The organism is Delftia sp. PE138 (assembly GCF_018320755.1).
Lineage (GTDB): Bacteria > Pseudomonadota > Gammaproteobacteria > Burkholderiales > Burkholderiaceae_C > Comamonas > Comamonas tsuruhatensis.
In genome coordinates this window covers 225,374-245,460 of record NZ_JABEPN010000003.1, presented here as the reverse complement: position 1 = coordinate 245,460, position 20,087 = coordinate 225,374, and the positions used below count along the sequence as shown (strand labels likewise).

Below are 20,087 nucleotides of genomic sequence, written 5' to 3'. Positions count from 1 at the left end.
GTCTCAACGCAAAAGTCTAGGAAAAATGCCCAGCAAAGGTGTTCGGGTTTCAAGGCAGCAGCCGCAGCCGCCCAAAGTGCGGCGCCGCCCCCTGCAATCGCGCGCGCAGGCCACCTCGCAGGCGCTGCAGGACGCCTTTGTTCGGCTTGTGATCGAGCAGGGCTACGAGCGCACCACGGTGCGCGAGGTGGCGGCCGTGGCCGGCGTGGGCCTGGGCACCTTCTACGAATACTTCGGCAACATGGACACGCTGGCGGCCATGTGCATCCACCGCCAGGTGCAGGCCCTGCATGCCCAGGGACTGCAGACGCTGCAGGGATGCGCCGGCATGGCGCCGGCCACGCGCGTGGACCGGCTGCTGGACACCTTGGTGGACGGCATTGCGCGCGAGGCGCCGATGTGGGCTGCGCTGTTCATGCTCGAGCGCAAGGTGTCCGCGCCCGAGCCCTTCCGGCGCCACTACCAGGCCTATGTGCAGCTGTGGGCCATGGCGCTGCAGGACTGCGATCCGCCGCTGCCCGAGCCGGCCCAGCCCCTTGCGCGGCTGCTGCACATGATGACCTATGGCTGGGTGTCGCAGTCGCTGCTGGCGCTGGGGCCGCAGCAGACGCCGCAGCAACTGCGCGAGCCGCTGGGCTGGGCCATTCATGCGCTGCTGCGCAAGGCGCAGGCTGCGTAGTCCCTCAGGGCCCAGGGGCCCGAGAATCAGATGCGCGGAAAGCGCAGCGTGAAGCGGGCGCCGCCCCGCTCGGAATCGTCGGCCTCCACGCTGCCGCCCTGGGACAGGGTCAGCGCCTTGACGATGGACAGGCCCAGGCCAGAACCCTCGCGGCGGCGCTTGCCGGGCACCTGGGCAAAGCGCTGGAAGGGATGGGCGCGCAGCTCGCTGGGCAGGCCGGGGCCTGCATCGCTGATGCGCAGCACGGTCCAGGCGCGGCCTTCGATATCGGACTCCACCGTGAGCGCCACGCCCAGCCAGGCGCCGCTGGCCGCATGGCGCATGGCGTTGCTGACCAGGTTGGAGAGGATCTGGCGCATGCGGTCGGCATCGGCGCGGATGTCGGTCATGCCTTCGTCGGTGAGGCCGGGCAGGGACAGGTCCAGCTGCATGCCGTGCTGCTGCAGCTGGGGGTGGAGCTGGTCCAGCGTCTCGGCCACCAGCAGGGTCAGGTCCATGCGCTGCTTTTGCAGCGAGAGCTGGCCTGCATCGGCCATGGACAGCGTGTGCAGGTCGTCCACCAGCCGGCCCAGGTGCTCGACCTGGGACAGCAGGGTGTTCAATTCGGTGTCGTCCGCCGCGATGACGCCATCGCAGATGGCATGCAGTCGCGCCTGCAGCACCGTCAGCGGCGTGCGCAGCTCATGCGAGATCGAGGCCGCCGTGGCGCGGCGCTCGGTCTCCAGCGTCTCCAGCGAATCGATCATGCGGTTGAAGGCCTCCACCATCTCGGCCATCTCGCCGTGGGCCTTGCCGGGCAGGGCGCGCGCGCTGAAGTCGCCCAGCTCCACGCGCTTGGCCACCTCGACCATGGACGCCAGGGGCCGCGTCACCAGGCGAGACACCCAAAAGCCCACGGCCAGTCCGAAGGGCAGGCACACCAGCAGGCCGATGACCAGCGACCATTTCTCGCCGAACAGCAGATCGCCCGTCCAGTACTGGCCATAGATCTGCATGGCGCGCGGGCTGTCCTCCAGCGACTGGGCGTTGAGTTCGTCCAGCTCGATCTGCACGGCCGGCGGCAGGCTGTTGTAGAAGTCGCGGTACTGGATCTCGGAGAACACCAGCACGCCGATGGCCAGCAGGGCGATGGTGCTGAGCACGGTGGCCGTGATCCACAGGCCGAAGCGCACCCAGATGCGGTTGGGCCTCAGTCCCAGGGCCATAGCCGGTAGCCGATGCCACGCACGGTTTCGATCAGGCCTTCCTGGCCGGCCAGCTGCAGCTTGCGGCGCAGCTTGGACAGGTGCGAGTCGATGACGCGCTCCAGCGCATCGCTCTCGGGCAGGCAGTGCTCGATCAGGTGGGAGCGCGAGAAGCAGCGCCGGGGCTGGGCCGCCAGGCAGGCCAGCAGGCGGAACTCGGTCAGCGTCAGGGGCAGCGGCAGGGCGCGGCCCTCGTTGTCGTAGACCACGGCGCTGTGCGCCTCGGTATCGATCTCGATGGGGCCCACGCGGATGGGCGCGGGCGCCGGGTTCTTGCGTGCCTGGGTGCGGCGCAGCACGGCGCGCACGCGGGCCACGACCTCGGGCGGATTGAAGGGCTTGACCACGTAGTCGTCGGCGCCCAGGCGCAGGGCCAGCAGCTTGTCCACATCATCGGCCAGGGCCGTGACCATGATCACGGGCGTCTGGCTGTCATCGCGGATGGCGCGCAGCACGTCGATGCCATCCATGCCGGGCAGGTGGATGTCCAGCAGCACCAGATCGGGCCGCAGCTGGCGGAACAGCTGCAGAGCCTCCTGCCCGTCCGAGGCCATGCGCGAACGCAGCCCGTCCCGCTCGAGATAGGCCGTCAGGATGCTGGCGATGGCGGGCTCGTCTTCGACGACGAGCACGAGGGGGGTGGTTGCCGTTGGCTGTGCTGTGGAGTTCATGGGAAAGCTGGCAGGGCCAAGCGCACATTATGGTGCGATGCCCTGCGAGCCGCAGCCCTCCATATTGGCTCCACGAAGTCTGCAATCGCGCGCAAGGCTGGCGCTGTTCATTTCCTGCAGGCCCATCAGCGGCTATTGGTAGCTCATCGTGAAGGTCGCCCTGCCATAGGCCACGCCAGGTGTCACGCTGCCGGCTGTCTGCACCAGGCGCGCGCTCAGCGGAATCTTCAGGCTGTTCTGCCCCTGTGCGACCTGGCCCGCATTCCATTGGTTGGCATTGCCCAGGCTGCCGGAGTCGGGGCCGAAGCTCACGGGCACGTTGTTTCTCAGTACCTGTATGCCGACACCCCGGGCCTTGGAGTTTTGGGCCAGCGTCAGCGTGCTCGATCGGTTGGTCGCCTGGGTGGCGTCCGTCAGCGTGATGAAGGCGGTCAGGCGTGTATTGGCTTCGCCTCCCGCGCAGGTCAACTCGATGCTGAAGTCCTTGGCTGCCGTGACGGTCCCGATTCCCTTGAAATCGGCGAACGGGGCGGGGGCCATGGTCACGTCGATCTTGCCCGTGGACACCCGGCAGGTCGGCGGCCTGGGGCGGCTGCTGACGTTGACGGTGATGCCACTCGAAAAGAATACCGTGGCCAGCAAGTCACGGGCATTGCTGGTCCCAGAGTAGATTCGTGCGAAGCTGCCATTCAGGAAACCGCCAGATGTGAGTTCCCCGGTTTTCACGAGCTCGAGGGTCATGTTGTTGCTTGGCAGTGAATGGAATATGCCCTGTTTCAGCATGGACCCTGAATAAGGCGCGGCTCTTTCCCACGTGATTCTCATGCCCAGGTTGGGAATGGAGGTGGAATATATTCCACCGCTTTCCGTTCCAATGCCTTCTATGTAATAAAAATCATTGTCGCAAGAAATGTGGTAGCTGCCGGCCCCGGTATTTTGCAAAGCCATTGTCCTGGAATAGACTACGCTGCCAATCGGATAATTTTCGTTGACGATGGTGGGGGTGTTGGCCGAACCCGGAAACTGGGCATTCCAGCCCTGGGAGGAACAACGGGCCCAGGATGAAATAGGGGCCATGAAGAAAATCAAGAGGAGCGGCATGGCCAATGCATGGCGCAAGATGGCTGTGAAAGGCATGCTGTGGACTCCAGCCAGGAAGATATGGATCAATGTCCTTGGGACAGGCGGCACCGGGCGCGATATCCGGTCAATATACCGACCTGTATGCGGCATTGGAATCGGAGTGTTCTGAAAATAAACTCGGAATCATCCGAGTCCGCGGTAATCTGGCGCGGTCCGCGACTGACTCCCGCCCGGGATGGGCAAGAGAGGCTTGCGCACGGCGCCGCGTTCTCCATGTTTCCTCCATAAAGCCTGCAACCTCGCGCAAGCTTGGCCGCGTCCAATGGCTATCCGGGGACATGGTTCCCTGGCCTCGTTTTCCCGGTCCTCCCCCTCGATCATCCCCTCCCGCCTGTCCATCCCGTGAACCACGCCGCCGCGACGCAACGCCTCTCCAGCCTGTGCCTGGGCGCCGCCCTGGCGCTGGCCGGCTGCTCATCGCCGCCCCCGGCACAGCTCGACGGCTCGGTGCCTGCGCAGTGGACACAGCCCCTGCCCGCCGCCGCGCCGGGCGCACCTGGCTCGGCCGCCGCACCCGACCTGCAGGGCTGGTGGAAGGCCTGGGGCGATGAATCCCTCAACACCCTGGTCGAGGAGGCGCTGGCCGCCAACCTCGATCTGTCCCAGGCCCAGTCGCGCCTGCGCCAGCAGCGGCTGCTGGCGGGCACGGCCGGCGCTGCCTTCCGGCCCGTGTTCACGGCCGGTGCGCGCACGCTGCAGGACATCGCAGCCATCGACTCGTATTTCCACGCCAGCATCGACGTGAGCTGGGACCTGGGCCTGTTCGGCGCCCGCGAGGCCGGCGAGCGCAATGCCGCAGCTGCCGTGCTCGATGCACGGGGCCGCCTGCAGGCAGCGCGCGTGGCCCTGGTGGCCGACGTGGTGCACCGCTACCTGGACATCCGCATGGCCCAGCGCCAGCTGGCCCTGATCGACGAGCAGGCGCAGCTGGATGCGCGTGCCCTGCAACTGGCCCAGGTGCGCCAGCAGCAGCGCCTGGGCACGGCCGAGGCCGTGCGCCAGCTGCAGCTGCAGGCCGGCCAGAGCGCTGCCCTGCGTGCGGGCCTGCGTGAAACCCAGGCCCGCAGCGCCCACATGCTGGCCGCACTGCTGGGCCGCACACGGCCCGATGCGCAATGGCTGCAGGCCGATGCGACAGCGCCGCTGCCTGGCCCGCAGGCGCTGGGCGTGGCGGTCCTTCCGGCCGACCTGCTGCGCACGCGCCCCGACATCCAGGTGGCGCAGGCCGGCGTGGAACGCGCCGCAGCCGAGCAGGGCATTGCGCAAGCGGCGCTGTACCCGCGCTTCGTGATCGGCGGCTCGCTGCTGTATTCGTTCAACATCACCCAGAACCTGCGCACGACGCAGGACAACGCGCCCACCTTCGGGCCGCAGATCGACATTCCCCTGTTCGACTGGGGCCGCCGCCGCTCGCAGGCCGATGCCAGCGAGCTGGCGCTGCAGGCTGCCATCCAGGGCTACCGCCAGAGCGTGCTGGACGGCGTGGCCGAGGTCGAGTCCGCACTGGCCGCCATCGGTGCCCAGCGCCAGCGCATTGCCGCGCTGCAGGACTCGCAGCAGGTGCTGGCCGAGCGCGAACGCGTGCAGCACCAGCGCCAGAAGCTGGGCCTGGACAGCGAGTTCGGTGGTCTGGCGTCCCGGCGCGCCGCATTGCAGGCGCGCAGCGAGCAGACCACCGCCCTGGCCGCCCATGCCCTGGCCTATGTGGCGCTGTACAAGGCCCTGGGCGGCGCGCCGCTGCCTGCCGAGGACAGGCCGGAGGACGATTCCGGCAACGGCCCTGCGCCCGTGGCTCAGGGGGCATCCTCATGATCGCGCTGGCGCGCAAGACGCTGGTGCACGAGTGGCGCCGGTTCATTCCCTCCGTCTTCGCCGTAGGTTTCTCCGGCGTGCTGCTGGCCATGCAGGCCGCGCTGGTGCTGGGCATCTTCGGATCGGCCGCGCTGTATGTGACGGCGTCCTCGGCCGATCTGTGGATCGGCTACCCGGGCACGCAGAGCGTGAATTTCGGCCGCACCATCGGCCGCGACGTGGACATGCGCCTGCGCATGGACCCGGACATCACTGCCGTCGAGCCCTACGTCTGGGTCGATGGCGACTGGCGCTCCAGCACGCCGGCCGGCGGCGCGGCCAGCGAACACGGCGGCGGCGTGTCGGTCTACCTGTCCGGCATTGCCACCGATGATGCCTCCATGCTGTTTTCCCGCGTGCTCCAGCCCTGGCAGCGGCAGCGCCTGCGCGAACCCGGCGCCGTGATCGTGGACCGGGCCGACCTGCAGACGCTGGGTGCCAGCGAGGGCGGCGTGGCCTGGGTCAACAACCACCGCGTGCAGGTGGTGGCCGCCGTGGACGGGCTGCGCGGCCTGGGCGGCGTGAACGTGCTGGCCTCGCTGGCCACGGCGCGCGAGATTGCCGGTGACCCGGGCCAGGGCAGCACCTACTTCGTGGCGCGCGTGCGCCCCGGCGCCTCGGCCAAGGCCGTCCAGCAGCGCCTGAACCAGTCCACGCCCAGCTTCGGCCCCTACGAGGCATGGACAGCCAAGGAATTCGCGCGGCGCTCGCAGCGCTACTGGATGTTCGACACGGGCGCCGGCGCGGGCGTGCTGTTCATGGCCGTCATCGTCTGCCTGGTGGGCTCGGTGGTCACCAGCCAGTCACTCAAGGCTGTGGTGGCTGCCTCGTCGCGCGAGTACGCCGTGCTCAACGCGCTGGGCGTGAGCCGCGCGGCCCTGGGCCGCGTGGTGGTGGAGCAGGCCTGCTGGATCGGCGGCCTGGGCTTCGTGATGGCCGCGCTGGCCAGCGCCGTGCTGCTGGCCGTGGCCACGGCCTACCGCGTGCCCGTGGCGCTGAACGCATCGGCCGTGCTGGCCTGTGCCGTGCTGGTGGCCGTGCTGTCCCTGCTGTCGGGCCTGGGCGCCATGCGCAGCCTGCTGCGCGCCGACCCGGCCACGCTGCTGCGCTGAAGACTTCCAGACACCATGAACGTGATGAATGCCTCTTCCCCCGCGCCCACGGCGGTGCCCCGCACGGCGCCCAGCCTGGAAGCCGTGCGGCTGTGCAAGTCCTTCCTGTCGGGCATGGTCAGCGTGCAGGTGCTGCAGGGCCTGTCGGTATCGCTGTACGCGGGCGAACTGAGCCTGATCTCTGGCCCTTCGGGCTGCGGCAAGAGCACCCTTCTGTCGCTGATGTCGGGCCTGCAGGCGCCGGACAGCGGCTACGCCATGGCGCTGGGCGAGGACCTGGGCAAGCTGGGCACGCGGGCGCTGGAGAAGTTTCGCCTGCGCCACACGGGCTTCGTCTTCCAGGGCTTCAACCTGTTCCCGGCACTGACGGCCATCGAGCAGGTGCAGCTGCCCCTGGGCTACATGGGCCTGCGCAGCGACGAGGCCCTGCGCCGCGCGCAGCAGGCGCTGGACGAGGTCGGCCTGTCCCACCGCGCCCACATGCGCCCGGCCGAACTGTCGGGCGGCGAAAAGCAGCGCGTGGCCATTGCGCGCGCCATGGCCAAGGCGCCGCAGCTGCTGTTCGCCGACGAACCCACGAGTGCGCTGGATGCCGAAAGCGGCCAGCGCGTCATCGACATCCTGCACCGCGCGGCGCGCAACCATGGCACGACCGTGCTGTGCGTGAGCCATGACCCGCGCCTGGTGCGCCATGCCGACCGCGTGCTCGGCATGGAGGACGGCGCCATCCGCAGCGACTGGCGCCAGACCTCCCCGTTGAAGGAAAAACAATGAAGCACCCCCTGAGCGGCCTTGCCGCTTCCACTGCCGGACTGGCTGCGGCGCTGGCCGCCGCCGCGCTGCTGGCGGGCTGCGGTCCTTCGCACGATGCGCCCGCCAATGCGGGCCAGGCCAGCTCCAGGGCGCAGCAAAGCGGCCCGGCGGCCGTGGCCGTGGCGCGCGGCAAGATCGAGGTGGAAGGCGGGCTGCTGGACCTGTCGCCCGCCGTGGCCGGCGTGGTGCAGCAGCTGTCCGTCAAGGAAGGCCAGTCCGTGCAGCGCGGCCAGTTGCTGCTGAGGCTGGCCGACGAGACGGGCCAGGCCGACCTGGCCGTGGCCGAGTCCGAAGCCCAGCTGGCCAAGGCCCGCCAGAAGGCACGCGCCGCGCGCCTGCCCCAGCTCAAGCAGACCCTGTCGCGCTGGCAGGCAGCGGCCCGCGAGGGCGCGGCCGATGCGCAGAACGTGGACGAGGCCGCGCAGGCGCTGCGCGATGCCCAGGCCGAGATCGACGTGGCCGCGGCCGAGGCCCAGGTGGCACAGCGCAAGCTCGAACAATTGCGCGCCCAGCACAAGCGCCAGGAACTGCGCGCGCCCGAGGCCGGCACCGTGGTGCGCCTGGCCACCCACGCGGGCAGCCAGGCCGTGCCCGGCACGCCGGCCGTGGTGCTGCTGCCGCAGCGCCCGCTGCAGGTGCGCGCCGAAATCAACGAAAGCTTCGCCGCCGCCGTGCGCGAAGGCATGCAGGCCACGGTGACGCTGGACGCCGATGGCTCCGCACAGCAGCAGCTGCCCTCGGCACGCGTGCTGCGCATCAGTCCCGTCTATGGCACGGCGCGGCTGCAGGACGACCAGCAGCGCGGGCCGGTGCGTGTCATCGAATGTGTGCTGGTCTTTGAGCAAGCTCCCGCCGCCGCCGTGCGCGTGGGCCAAAACGTAAGGGTGCAGTTCCATGAATAAGCGCATTCCCCTGTATCTGGACACCGCCGCGCCCGGCTGGATGGTGCAAAGCGATTTCGACGGCACGATCAGCCTGCTGGACGTGACCGACACCCTGCTCAACCGCTTCGGCAAGCCCGGCTGGCAGGAGCTGGAAGACGCCTGGGAGCGCGGCGAGATCGGCTCGCGCGAATGCATGAAGGGCCAGGTCGCGCTGCTGGACATGGACGAGGCCGAGCTGCGCGCCCACCTGGACACCATCGAGATCGATCCCGGCTTCGCCGGCTTCGTGGCAGCCGCCCAGGCCCACGGCATGGTGGTGCAGATGGTCAGCGACGGCATCGACTACGCCATACGCCATGTGCTGGAGCGCCATGGCCTGGGCCATCTGCAGGTCATCGCCAACCGCCTGGTGCAGACCGGCGAGCGCAGCTGGCGCCTGGACTCGCCCTGGGCCAGCGCGCAGTGCGCGCGCGCCAGCGGCAACTGCAAGTGCGAGCGCCTGGCCGAGCAGCAGGCCCTGCACGGCCGCGTGCTCTACGTGGGCGACAGCACCTCGGACTTCTGCGTCTCGGGCCGCGCCGACTTCGTGCTGGCCAAGTACAAGCTCATCGCCCACTGCGAAAGCCGGGGCATCGCCCATGCGCCCTTCGAGCATTTCGAGCAGGCCACGGCCTTGCTCGACAAGGTGGTCCTGGGCCTGGAGGCGCTGGCATGACATACCACCCCCTGAGTCGCTTCGCGCCTTCCCGTTGCACGGCGCCCCCCAAGGGGGACGATACCTTCGGTGCGGGGCGGCGCGGCCGGCCAAGGCCCTTCCTTGGTGTCTCTGGCTTCAGGGCACGCCATTTTCATGGTCAGAGGGCGACGCGCAGCGTCATGGAAAATTGACATGAATTTGAGTGATGGGCTCTCCCTGGTTCAGCGCAGCGAGCCTGCCACGGGGCTGGACAGCGTCTGCGTGACCGAGCATGAATTCGTCATGCCGGGCACGGGCGCGGCCGCGCGCACCGGCGTGCTGCTGGTGCACGGGCTTACGGGCACGCCGGCCGAGATGCGCCTGCTGGCCAAGGGGCTGAACAAGCAGGGCTTCACCGTCTATGCGGTCCAGCTGGCCGGCCATTGCGGCAGCATGGAAGATCTCGTGGACACGCGCTGGACCGACTGGCTGGCCAGCGTGGAGGCCGGGCTGCAGCGGCTGTCGCAGCACATGGACCATGTGGTGGTCGGCGGCCTGTCCATGGGCGCCGTGCTCTCCCTGGCCGTGGCCCAGCGCCACCCCGACAAGGTGGACGGCGTCTGCGCCCTGTCCACCACCTTCCGCTACGACGGCTGGAGCATCCCCTTCTACACGCGCCTGGCCTTTTTGCTGCCGCTGTTCCGCGCGCTGGGCATTGGCCGCCGCAGCGTGTTCATGGAGCAGCCGCCCTACGGCATCAAGGACGAGGCGCTGCGCGCACGCGTGGTCGAGCAGATGCACTCGGGCGACAGCGCGGCGGCCGGCCTGCCGGGCAATCCCTGGTGGTCCATCATCGAGCTGCGCCGCCTCTCGGCCCACGTGCTGGCGCGCCTGCCGCAGCTGCGCTCGCCCTGCCTGGTCATCCATGCGCGCAACGACGACATCTCGTCGGTGGCCAACGCCCACGACATCGTGCACGGCGCCAGCCAGGCCCATGTCGAGCTGGTGCTGCTGGACAACAGCTACCACATGGTCACCATCGACCGCGACCGCCGCACCGTGATCGCGCGCACCACCGAGTTCGTGGCGCGCATCGCCAGCGGCGCCGCCCCCCGCGAAGGCCGGGCTGTGGAGGCTGCGCCGCATGGGCAGTGATCTCTCGCCGCTGGTCATCACGCTGTGGGTGCTGAACGTGCTGGTGGACAGCGGCGGCCAGCTGGCCTTCAAGGCCGCCGCCAGCCAGCCCGGTGACCTCGACGGCCTGGCACGCTGGCGCTTCATGGCCTCCAGGCCCTGGCTGTGGCTGGGCGTGGGCTGCTATGTGGCCGAGTTCGTGCTGTGGCTGGCCTTTCTCTCGCTGGTGCCGCTGTCCGAAGGTGTGCTGCTGGGCTCCATCAACATCGTGGCCATCATGATCGCGGGCCGGCTGCTGTTTGCCGAGAAGCTGGCACCCATGCGCGTGGCAGGCATCGTTCTGGTGTCCATCGGCGTCGCCATCGTGGGCCTGCATTGAGATGAAACAGCACCCCCTGAGTCGCTTCGCGCCTTCCCCCGTGTGCACGGCGCCCTCTCTCGCTTCGCGGGAGGGGGACGACACCCTCGGTGCGGGGCGGCCCTTCCTCGGTGTCCCTGGCTTTGGGGCTCGCCAGTTTCATACGATGCGGGCGGCGCGCAGCCCCGTGAATAACTGAGATGAAACGTTTCTATTTCATTGGCTTTCTGGTGCTCATGGCCTTCGACACGCTGGCCCAGCTGAGCTTCAAGCAGGCCGGCAATGCGGCGCTGCCGCTGGAGTTCTCGGTGGACTGGCTGGCGCGCGTGTTCGGCCAGCCCTGGATCTATGGCGCCTTCGTGGGTTACATCGGCGCCTTTTTCTCGTGGATGACCTTGCTCAAGCGCGCGCCCATCGGCCCGGCCTTTGCGGCATCGCACCTGGAGATTCTTTCCGTGCTGGCGCTGTCGTACTGGCTGTTCGACGAGCGCATAGGCATGCCCCAGATCATCGGCTGCCTGTTCATCGTGGCCGGCATCGCCTGCCTGGCGGTCAGCGAGACGCAGGAGGCCGAGGGGCCCGGCGCAGACGACGACACGCCGGGCCATGCGGGCGGCAACCCGGGCGCGGGTTCGGCCAGCGCGGGTGCCGCGCATCTGGCGGCCTCGGCCGAGCACGGCACGCACCGTGGCTGAACGCGTGCTGCCGCCCACGGCGGGCCTGCCACTGCGCGCGGCCGACCTGCTGCCCTGGGGCGACGCGGACCTGGCGACGGCGCTGGCGCAGTGGCTGGGCGTGCCCGCCGTGCAGCTCGAATGCTCTGGCACCTCGGCGCTGATGGTGGCGCTGCAGACGCTGCGCCGCCTGGCGCCGGGCCGCAGCGAAGTCATCGCCCCCGCCTATACCTGCCCGCTGGTGGCCCTGGCCGTGGCGCACTGCGGCCTGCAGCTGCGCCTGTGCGATCTGCATGCCGACACGCTGGACATGGACCCCGCGCGCCTGCGCGCCCTGTGCAGCGAACGCACGCTGGCCGTGCTGCCCACGCATCTGTGCGGCCGCGTGGCCGACGTGGACACGGCCCTGGACTGCGCGCGCGCCGTGGGTGCCTGGGTGGTGGAGGACGCGGCCCAGGCCCTGGGCGCGCGCCTGCGCGGCGAGCCCGTGGGCTGGCAGGGCGATGTGGGCTTCTACAGCCTGGCCGTGGGCAAGGGCCTGACCACCTTCGAGGGCGGCGTGCTGCTGGCGCGCGACCCCGCGCTGCGCGAGGCACTGCGCGAGACACATGCAGCCAGCGTGCGCCAGGACCGGGGCTGGGAGTTGCGCCGCAGCCTGGAGCTGCTGGGCTATGCGGCGCTGTACCGCCCCGCCGGGCTGGACCTGGCCTATGGCCGCCCCCTGCGCGATGCGCTGTCGCGCAGCGACTGGGTGCAGGCCGCCGGCGATGATTTCGACGACGGCATTGCCCGCCATGAACTGGGCACCTGGCGCCGCCGCGTGGGCCGGCGCGCACTGGCGCGGCTGGCGGACTTCCAGCAGCAACTGCAGCGCCAGGCGCGTGAGCGCGGCGCCTGGCTGTCGGCCATCGATGGCATCGAGGTGGTGGGCGACACCGTGCCGGGTGCGCAAGGCGTCTGGCCCGTGCTGCTGCTGCGCCTGCGCGATGCCGCCACGCGCGATGCGCTGCTGCGCGCGCAATGGGGGCGGGGCTGGGGTTTGTCGCTGCCCTTTGTCCATGTGCTGCCCGACTATGGCCGCTACGACCATGTGCTGGGCCTGGCGCGCCAGGACGTGGTGGACCAGGGGCGCGACTGGGCACGGCGCCTGGTGGCGGTGGGCAACAGCCTGTGGTTCGACGACGCGCGCTTTGGCGATCTGGTCCAGGTGCTGGAAAGCGCCATGAAGCAGGCCGCCGCCTGACCTCGCAGCACCGGTCGCCGCAGCTCCGGTGGGGCCTCAGCCGGCCTGCTGCAGACGCTCCACCAGGCGCTCGTTGAACGCATGCTGGCCCAGTTGCCAGGTGGCCAGCGTCTGCGCGCCGATCTGCGTGTCCTGGCCGTCACCCGCGCTCATCCAGCGCTTCCACCAGGTCGCGTAGCGCCAGGAAGACACATCGCCCGTGATGTCGCTGCCCACGATCTGGCCGGACAGCGCGCCAATGATGTCCATGGCTTCGCTCTCCAGCATGCGGCCCTGGTCCCAGTTGGTGCGCACCACCTCGGGCGCGAACACGTCCTTGTCGATGCTCAGGTAGGTGGGCTGGGCCTGCTCGCGCAGCATGCGCGCCAGCGTGCGCGACAGCTCGGCTACGCTGGCAAAGCTGCGAAAGGCCGAGTCCACGCCCAGGCGGCGCGCCCAGCCCGTGTCCACGCCCGCGCTCCAGTAGCTCAGGCGGCCCGCGCGCAGCGGCGTGAGGTAGTTCTCCCAGGCGTGTGCGCGGCCGATGTCGGCGGAAGTGATGCCGGCCACGTGCACATGCGAGACGGCCGGATGTAGGGCCACGCGGCGCACCCAGGAGCCGCAGTGCACGCCCCAGGGAAAGCGCATGTTGTCGGGGTGGTTGTCCAGCACGACCACGCGCAGCGGCCGGCCTGAGGACAGGGCCCGCGCCGCGATGCAGCGCTCGATCAGCGGCCAGCTCAGATGGTGGAAGTCGCCGCTGCCCATGAGGGCCGTGCCATGCGCGGCGGGCAGCTGTGCATCGAGCGCCGCGCGGAACCGCGCGAAGCGCCGCAGGCCGCAGCCGAAGCGCACCTGCTCCTGCCAGTGCTGCAGCGGCAGGCGCAGCTCGCCGGGCAAGGACCCCACCGAGCCATCCACATCCAGCACGACCGGCTGGGCATTCAGTTCTGTTCGCTCCATTGGCGATCGCTTTCGAAGTGGCCGGCAAAGCGCCGGCCCAGTGCGCGCAGCAGCGGATTGCGGATGAAGACCGCATGCTGCGTGAAGGTGAAGCTGGCGCCCAGCTGGGCCTTGACCTCGGGGTCGGTCCAGCCGGCCACGTAGTGGCTCAGGCCGCGTTCGATGGCGTATTCGAGGTTGACCATCCAGCTCACGAAGTAGAGGTTGGCCTCGCGTGCGGCCGGGTAGGACAGGCCGATGTACTTGTCGACCAGCTTGCCGCCGTGCTCGAAGCACAGGTTCCAGCCCAGCAGCGCGCCGGGCGTGCCGTCGTCCTGCAGCGCGCGGTACTCGAAGACGAGGCCGCCGTTGCCTGCATCGCGCAGCACGGCCGCGAAGAAATCGCGCGTGAGTTTGTCGAAGTGGATCTCGCTTTGCGCATACACCGCATCGAACAGCGCGTAGTAGGCATCGACCCGGGCGTCATCGGCAAAGGCCGCGCCCGTGGGAATGCGCTGCACCTGCAGCTGCGCGCGGCTTTTGAGCTTGCGGCGCAGGTTCTGGCGGCGGCTCCTGGACAGGCGCGCAAGGTACTCGTCCAGGCTGGAAAAGTCGATGGGCACATGGGCCAGGGCCTGGCCTTCGACCAGGATGAAGCCCGCATCGGCCAGGGCCTGCGCCAGCGCCCGTGCATGGGCGTTGTCGGCGTCCGGCAGCAGCGGGGAATCCTGGGGCAGGTCCTTGACGATGGTCAGCATGCGCCGGCCTGCGCGCGCACGCAGCGCGGCAGCCTGCTGGGCGGCAGGGATGCCCATGGGCAGCACGGCGTACTCGCTGACCGTGGTGCCCACGAAATCGGTGGACAGGCGCAGCCGGCGCGACAGCCAGCCGCCACCGGGCAACGACAAAAGACGCGCCTTGAGCGCGTCGTCCGCCGTGGTCAGAAGATCGAAGGGCGCCGTGAAGGCCGGCGCCGGCCAGTCCTGCAGCAGTGCGAAGCCCTCGGGAGGATGGGCCGCGAACTGCGCGAGCAGGCCTGGGGGTTCGAGCTGGTTGTGCAGGCGCTCTGCGGGCATCGCGCCTTCAGGCCGCCTTGGCTTTCGTGAGCAACTGGTCCAGCAGGACCATGGCCTCGTCGATCTCGGGGCGCGAGATCATCAGCGAGGGCGCGAAGGTGATCACGTTCTTGTAGTAGCCGCCCACGTCCAGCACCAGGCCGCGCTTGCTGCCCTTGTATTCCAGGCCGCCTTCGAGGCCGATGTCCACCATCTTGTCCAGCAGCGCCTTGTTGGGCGTGAAGCCGTCCTCGGTGCAGATCTCGGCGCGCAGCGCCAGGCCCAGGCCGTCCACATCGCCGATTTCCTTGTGGCGCTTTTGCAGCTCCTTGAGGCCTTCGAGGAAGTAGGCGCCCGATTCGCGCACCTGGCGGCCGAAGTCCATCTCGTGGGTCATCTTCATGACTTCCAGGCCCAGGGCCGTGCCCAGCGGGTTGGAGGCGAAGGTGGAGTGGGTCGATCCCGGCGGGAAGATGGTGGGATTGATCAGTTCCTCGCGCGCCCACAGGCCCGACAGGGCGTTGAGGCCGTTGGTCAGCGCCTTGGCGAAGACCAGCACGTCGGGCTTGACGCCGAAGTTCTCCACCGACCACAGCGTGCCGGTGCGCCAGAAACCCATCTGGATTTCATCGACCACCATCAGCACGCCGTGGTCGTCCAGCACCTTCTTGAGGCCCTTGAAGAAATTGGGCGGCGGCACGACGTAGCCGCCCGTGCCCTGGATGGGCTCCACGTAGAAGGCTGCGTACTCGCACTGGTTGGTCTTGGGGTCCCAGATGGCGTGGTATTCGTTCTCGAACTTGCGCGCGAATTCCCGGACGATGGAGTCCGCGTATTCCTCCGACGTCATGCCCTTGGGGCGGCGGAACGGGTAGGGGAAGGGGATGAACTGCGCGCGGTCGCCGAAGTGGCCGTAGCGGCGGCGGTAGCGGTAGCTGGAGGTGATGCTGGAGGCGCCCAGCGTGCGGCCGTGGTAGCCGCCCTCGAAGGCGAACATCAGGCTCTTGCCGCCGCTGGCATTGCGCACGACCTTGAGCGAGTCCTCGATGGCCTGGGCGCCGCCCACGTTGAAGTGCACGCGGCCGGCATGGCCCCACTTGCGCTCCGCATCCTGGGCGATGAACTTGGCCAGCTCGATCTTGGTGGGGTGCAGGTACTGGCTGGCGACCTGGGGCAGGGTCTGCAGCTGCTCGATCATCTTCTGCTCGAGGCGCTTGTTCTTGTAGCCGAAGTTCACGGCCGAATACCACATCTGCAGATCGAGGTAGGGCGTGCCGGCCTCGTCGTACATGTAGCTGCCTTCGCAGCCCGAAAAGATCTTGGGGGGATTGACGTAGTGGACGGTATCCCCGAACGAGCAGTACTTGGCTTCGTCGGCCAGGAGTTGGGCGTTATTGGTCACAGCAAAGGGCTCCAGATATTCAGCCGCCGCAGTGTGAGCGGGCAATCTTGCTGCGCTGTCGAGTCTTTGTGTGGGGTTTGTGGAGGAGGTCCGCGCGGGACCGTGATCTGTCCCTGTGACGTAAATGATACAAAACAAATGATAATCATTATCAATTGGTGGGAGAATCGCGGAAAGCCAGCAGGAAGAAATCACACCCGGGGGGAATCAATGGTCTCGCAAGAGCACTCCGCGAAGAGGTCGGCAGCTAGCCAGCAACCCTCGTTCCCCGATTCCTGCCATGGCTCCATCTTCACGCTCCTGCGCCCCTGTCTCCCTTTTCTGGAATCCCTGCGCTGCGCCGGCCTTGCGGCCCAGCCTGCTGGCCGTGGCCGTGCAGGCCGCCGTGATCGGCCTGGCCACGTCCGGCGCCTGGGCCCAGCCCCGGCCTCAGGCCCTGGACGATGAGGCCCGGCTGATGGCGCAGGCACCCACCAAGGCACTGGCCCAGGTCGACGTGGTCGACACGGCCGAGCCCGCGCAGCGAACCCCGGGCGCCTCCACCACCGTCAGCGGCCCGGCGCTGGAGCAGGCCGGCAGCATGGCCGACGTGGTGCGCTACCAGCCCCTGGTCTCCGCGCCGGGCACGGCCTCGGGCACCAGCCGCAACCGCAGCAGCTTCGACCGCTCGGGCACCACGGGCTACAACATCCGCGGCATCGAGGGCAACCGCATCGGCATGGATGTGGACGGCGTCGAGATGCCCGACGCCACCACGCGCCCCTATGTGAGCCGTGTCGGCGCCAACACCTTCGGCGTGGGCCGCGACTTCATCGACCCCGAGATGTTCTCGGCCGTGGACATCCTCTCCGGCACCACCACGGCGCGGCGCGCGGCCGGTGGCATCGGCGGCTCGGTGGGCTTTCGCACCAAGTCTGCCGAGGACTACCTGGTGGGCGGCAAGACCTCCTACCTGGGCGGCAAGATCGGCCACGACACGGCCGACCGCTCCTGGAACGAGAGCTTCACGGCCGCTGGCCGCTCGGGCGACCTCGACGGCCTGATCGCCTACTCGCGCCGCGACGGCCACGAGACGCGCAACCACAGCGCCATCGTCAACAGCTATCCCGACGACTGGAACTCCAACGCCCTGCTGCTCAAGGGCGGCCTGCGCATCAACCCGGCCCACCGCCTGGTGCTGTCGGCCGACCTGTATCGCCGCAAGAACGACACCTCCTTCCACGGCTGGGACACCACCAACACCAGCATCACCGAAAGCTCGCGCCAGAACAGCGACACCAGCCGCAACACGCTGCAGCTGCAGCACCTGTGGACACCGGCCGGCGCCTGGGTGGACCAGCTGGACACGCGGCTGTACTTCCAGAACACGGACACCAACGACGTCACCGACACCACCACGCTGGCCACGGGCGCCAAGGTGCACAACGTCTCCGGCAATGAGACGCGCACCTGGGGTTTCTCGAGCACGGGCGACAAGCGCATCGACCGCCACCGCCTGAGCTTTGGCGTCAATGCATCGACACAGGACACGGAGCGGCCGTGGAACGTTTTCGCTACCGGCACGCCCGTTATGAAGCCCCAGCCCGACACCACCACCCGCCGCTACGGCGCCTTCCTGCAGGACGAGATCAGCTTCCAGGCCGGCGGCCGCCGCCTGGCGCTGATTCCCGCGCTGCGCGTGGACCGCGTGGAGATCAAGACACGCGACCTGGACAACTTCGTCTCGGGCGTGCTCACGGCCGCCGATGTGGAAAAGATTTACGGCGGCACGCGCGGCAACACCATCCTCAGCCCCAGCCTCGCCCTGGTCTATGACCTCACGCCCACGTTCAGCGCCTATGCCCAGTTCAAGCGCAGCGGGCGAGAGCCCTCGGCCGGCGAGATCTTCGGCTCGTGGAACATGGCCAGCAACTACAACGCGGCAGGCCAGTACGCCCTGGTCGGCAACCCCAACCTGAAGGAGGAAAGCAGCAATGCCTTCGACTTCGGCCTCAAGGGTTCGCCCACGCCGGGCGTGACCTTCAACAGCTCGGTCTTCTATACCAGGTACTCCGACTTCATCGCCTACACGCGCTACCTGCGCGCGGGCCGTCCCGACCTGTTCGTCAACGTGCCCGCCCACATCGGCACCATCTACCAGGCCGAGAACCGCGACAGCGCAAAGATCTACGGCTTCGAGGCCAGCGCGCGCCTGGACCACGGCCAGTGGATGCCCGCCGCCAGGGGCCTGTACTCCACCTGGGCGCTGGGCATCAGCCGCGGCACCTCCAAGTCCTACTACGCAGGCGACAAGGATGTGCCGCTGGACAGCGTGCTGCCGCGCAAGGCCATCGTGGGCGTGGGCTATGACGCACCGGCCCGGCAATGGGGCCTGAACCTGACCGGCACCTTCGTCGCGGGCAAGCAGGCCGTGGCCACCAACCGCGACAGCTACCTGAACGCGGGCACCGGCCTGACCGACTCGACCACCGAGCTGTTCCGCGTGCCCGGCTATGCCATCTTCGACCTGGCCGGCTACTGGCAGGTCGCAAAGAACGTGCGCCTGAACGCAGGCATCTACAACCTGGGCGACAAGCGCTACTGGGACTATTCCAGCACCCGCAGCCTGCAGCCCGGCGTGGCGCGCGACCGCCGCGACATCGAGCTGCTGAGCAACCCGGGCCGCACCTTCGCCGTGTCCATGAACGTTGCGTTCTGAGCACCCTGCGCACCATGCCATTGCATCCACGCCACCTTCACTTGCCGCGTGGCGCGGATCCGAGGAGTTTCTCCAGGGGCCGGCCGGCCTTCCCTACAGCGGCGGTGTCGGCCGGAAAGCCTCCACCACCATCGCAGCCGCCGCTGTATCTGCCTACTTCAGGAGTCGTTTCATGATCGAGTTCTCTCTGTCCCACCGCATGCTGGCCGCTGCCGGCCTGGCAGCCCTGCTCACCGCCTGCGCATCGCCCACGGCACCGCCCGCCAGCGGCCCGGCCCAGCCTGCGGGCGGGCATGGCCAGTCTGCCTTCATGGGCAGCTACGACGCCAACCGTGATGGCGTGGTCACGCGCCAGGAGTACGACACCGTGCGCAAGCAGCGCTTCCTGGCCGGCGACACCAATGGCGACGGCTGGCTCAGCGAGAAGGAGTACGTGGACGAGTTCGAGGCCCGCCTCAAGCAGCAGTACGCGGGCCGCCAGCCCGACGAGCGCTATGCCCAGTCCATGAAGCAGGCCCATGTGCGCTTCGGCATCGTGGACAGGAACCGCGACGGCAAATACACCGTGGAAGAAGACATGGCCATCGCCGATCGCAGCTTCAAGGAAGCCGACGTCAATGCCGACGGCGTCGTGGACAAGAACGACGTCAAGAAGCCCTGAGCGGACATGGCTGGAACACCATCCAAGCGATTGGCCTGGTGGCTGCCGCTGCTGTCGGCCGTGTGCATCTCCGCCCAGGCCCACACGCCCTACCTGCTGCCCACCAGCTTCGAGGCCCAGCCCCGGGCCGTCATCAGCGTGGACGCCAGCTTCGCCGACAAGTTCTTCATCCCCGAAGTGGCTTTTGGCGAAACGCGCTTCACCGTGACGGCGCCCGACGGCTCGGTCACGCCCGTGGCCGATGTGCGCCAGTTCAAGACCCGCACCGTGGCCGAGCACCAACTGCCCGACGAGAAGGGCACCTACCGCGTGAGCACCGGCCCGCGCCTGGGCGCCGTCTTCCGTTCGTGGGAGCGCAACGGCAAGGTCGAGACGGCGCGTGATCCCGCCACGCCCACGCCGGCCGATGCCAGGCTGCTGAGCCACTACCAGTCGCTGTCGGTCTCCGAGACCTACATCACGGTGGGCAAGCCCAGCCGGGCCGCGCTCGCGCCCTCAGGCAAGGGCCTGGAGATCGTGCCCGTCACGCATCCGGCCGACCTGTTCGCGGGCGAGAAGTTCGACTTCACCGTGCAATACGACGGCAAGCCGCTGGCCGCGCAGAAGGTGGAAATCTTCCGCTCGGCCATGGACCTGGCCAGCCAGCACAGCGTGGACGCGCTGACCACCGATGGCGAGGGCCGCATCTCCTACGCCCTGCCCAAGTCAGGCATCTACCTGGCCCTGGTGCGCTACCGCGCCGACGCCCCCGCCGGCGCCGCCGCGCCGCAGTACGGCAACAACTACACGCTGACCTTCAGGGTGCTGGCGCAGTAAGGGGTTCCGGTTTCACGAAAAAGGCCTGACGCCATGGAGGTGCAGGCCTTTT

At 68.7% G+C, this 20,087-nt stretch carries 19 protein-coding genes; 13 read left to right on the top strand and 6 right to left on the bottom strand.

Going from position 1 to position 20,087, the window contains the following annotated elements; genetic code table 11:
• Nucleotides 1-25: 25 nt before the first annotated feature.
• Nucleotides 26-679 (top strand): TetR/AcrR family transcriptional regulator, encoded by a 654-nt coding sequence (locus HFGMBDPB_RS13425; RefSeq protein ID WP_212645569.1) that lies wholly within the window; start codon nt 26-28, stop codon nt 677-679.
• 26 nt (nt 680-705) lie between these two features.
• On the opposite strand, the gene HFGMBDPB_RS13420 is transcribed toward HFGMBDPB_RS13425, so the two are convergent.
• The 3 genes from HFGMBDPB_RS13420 to HFGMBDPB_RS13410 all read right to left on the bottom strand — a co-directional run bounded on the left by HFGMBDPB_RS13420 (nt 706) and on the right by HFGMBDPB_RS13410 (nt 3,731).
• Entirely contained in the window at nt 706-1,884 is a 1,179-nt protein-coding gene (locus HFGMBDPB_RS13420) for a sensor histidine kinase (protein WP_203400221.1), read from the bottom strand.
• A complete protein-coding gene (locus tag HFGMBDPB_RS13415) occupies nt 1,869-2,594 on the bottom strand; it encodes a response regulator (RefSeq protein WP_016447358.1) in 726 nt (241 codons plus the stop codon). Before HFGMBDPB_RS13415 ends, HFGMBDPB_RS13420 begins: the two co-directional genes overlap by 16 nt.
• Nucleotides 2,595-2,726: 132 nt before the next feature.
• On the bottom strand, nt 2,727-3,731 hold the full coding sequence (locus HFGMBDPB_RS13410; protein WP_212645568.1) for a fimbrial protein: 1,005 nt from the start codon (nt 3,729-3,731) through the stop codon (nt 2,727-2,729).
• Between the two features lie 348 nt (nt 3,732-4,079).
• Between HFGMBDPB_RS13410 and HFGMBDPB_RS13405 the strand changes: the two genes are divergently transcribed.
• From HFGMBDPB_RS13405 to HFGMBDPB_RS13365, 9 genes are all read left to right on the top strand, one after another.
• Nucleotides 4,080-5,549, top strand: coding sequence for an efflux transporter outer membrane subunit (locus HFGMBDPB_RS13405; protein ID WP_046982603.1), 1,470 nt, complete (start codon nt 4,080-4,082; stop codon nt 5,547-5,549).
• Nucleotides 5,546-6,700 carry an ABC transporter permease gene (locus HFGMBDPB_RS13400; RefSeq protein WP_016447361.1) on the top strand — a complete coding sequence of 385 codons (1,155 nt, stop codon included), beginning with the start codon at nt 5,546-5,548 and terminating at the stop codon, nt 6,698-6,700. The genes HFGMBDPB_RS13405 and HFGMBDPB_RS13400 overlap by 4 nt, the downstream gene beginning before the upstream one ends.
• Before the next feature lie 15 nt (nt 6,701-6,715).
• Nucleotides 6,716-7,474, top strand: a complete 759-nt coding sequence (locus HFGMBDPB_RS13395) for an ABC transporter ATP-binding protein (RefSeq protein WP_016447362.1) — start codon at nt 6,716-6,718, stop codon at nt 7,472-7,474.
• Nucleotides 7,471-8,415 carry an HlyD family secretion protein gene (locus tag HFGMBDPB_RS13390; protein WP_212645567.1) on the top strand — a complete coding sequence of 315 codons (945 nt, stop codon included), beginning with the start codon at nt 7,471-7,473 and terminating at the stop codon, nt 8,413-8,415. The genes HFGMBDPB_RS13395 and HFGMBDPB_RS13390 overlap by 4 nt, the downstream gene beginning before the upstream one ends.
• Entirely contained in the window at nt 8,408-9,112 is a 705-nt protein-coding gene (locus tag HFGMBDPB_RS13385; protein WP_212645566.1) for an MtnX-like HAD-IB family phosphatase, read from the top strand. Before HFGMBDPB_RS13390 ends, HFGMBDPB_RS13385 begins: the two co-directional genes overlap by 8 nt.
• A gap of 174 nt (nt 9,113-9,286) precedes the next feature.
• Nucleotides 9,287-10,228, top strand: coding sequence for an alpha/beta hydrolase (locus HFGMBDPB_RS13380; RefSeq protein WP_212645565.1), 942 nt, complete (start codon nt 9,287-9,289; stop codon nt 10,226-10,228).
• Entirely contained in the window at nt 10,218-10,586 is a 369-nt protein-coding gene (locus HFGMBDPB_RS13375) for a DMT family transporter (RefSeq protein ID WP_012202070.1), read from the top strand. Before HFGMBDPB_RS13380 ends, HFGMBDPB_RS13375 begins: the two co-directional genes overlap by 11 nt.
• A gap of 179 nt (nt 10,587-10,765) precedes the next feature.
• A complete protein-coding gene (locus HFGMBDPB_RS13370) occupies nt 10,766-11,260 on the top strand; it encodes a DMT family transporter (RefSeq protein WP_016452234.1) in 495 nt (164 codons plus the stop codon).
• Nucleotides 11,253-12,482: a DegT/DnrJ/EryC1/StrS family aminotransferase gene (locus HFGMBDPB_RS13365; RefSeq protein WP_212645564.1), complete on the top strand. Its 1,230-nt coding sequence runs from the start codon at nt 11,253-11,255 to the stop codon at nt 12,480-12,482. The genes HFGMBDPB_RS13370 and HFGMBDPB_RS13365 overlap by 8 nt, the downstream gene beginning before the upstream one ends.
• 36 nt (nt 12,483-12,518) lie before the next feature.
• On the opposite strand, the gene HFGMBDPB_RS13360 is transcribed toward HFGMBDPB_RS13365, so the two are convergent.
• The 3 genes from HFGMBDPB_RS13360 to HFGMBDPB_RS13350 are packed head-to-tail and all read right to left on the bottom strand — an operon-like array spanning nt 12,519 to nt 15,860.
• Nucleotides 12,519-13,424: an arginase family protein gene (locus HFGMBDPB_RS13360; protein ID WP_047217582.1), complete on the bottom strand. Its 906-nt coding sequence runs from the start codon at nt 13,422-13,424 to the stop codon at nt 12,519-12,521.
• Entirely contained in the window at nt 13,406-14,479 is a 1,074-nt protein-coding gene (locus tag HFGMBDPB_RS13355; RefSeq protein ID WP_212645563.1) for a GNAT family N-acetyltransferase, read from the bottom strand. The genes HFGMBDPB_RS13360 and HFGMBDPB_RS13355 overlap by 19 nt, the downstream gene beginning before the upstream one ends.
• 7 nt (nt 14,480-14,486) lie before the next feature.
• Complete coding sequence (locus tag HFGMBDPB_RS13350) at nt 14,487-15,860, bottom strand: aspartate aminotransferase family protein (RefSeq protein WP_016452231.1); 1,374 nt, start codon at nt 15,858-15,860, stop codon at nt 14,487-14,489.
• A gap of 280 nt (nt 15,861-16,140) precedes the next feature.
• On the opposite strand from HFGMBDPB_RS13350, the gene HFGMBDPB_RS13345 reads away from it, so the two are divergent.
• From HFGMBDPB_RS13345 to HFGMBDPB_RS13335, 3 genes are all read left to right on the top strand, one after another.
• Nucleotides 16,141-18,558 (top strand): TonB-dependent hemoglobin/transferrin/lactoferrin family receptor, encoded by a 2,418-nt coding sequence (locus HFGMBDPB_RS13345; protein WP_212645562.1) that lies wholly within the window; start codon nt 16,141-16,143, stop codon nt 18,556-18,558.
• 172 nt (nt 18,559-18,730) lie between these two features.
• Nucleotides 18,731-19,219, top strand: coding sequence for an EF-hand domain-containing protein (locus HFGMBDPB_RS13340; protein WP_212645561.1), 489 nt, complete (start codon nt 18,731-18,733; stop codon nt 19,217-19,219).
• Nucleotides 19,220-19,225: 6 nt separating this feature from the next.
• A complete protein-coding gene (locus HFGMBDPB_RS13335; protein WP_212645560.1) occupies nt 19,226-20,035 on the top strand; it encodes a DUF4198 domain-containing protein in 810 nt (269 codons plus the stop codon).
• The last annotated feature ends 52 nt before the right edge of the window (nt 20,036-20,087 follow it).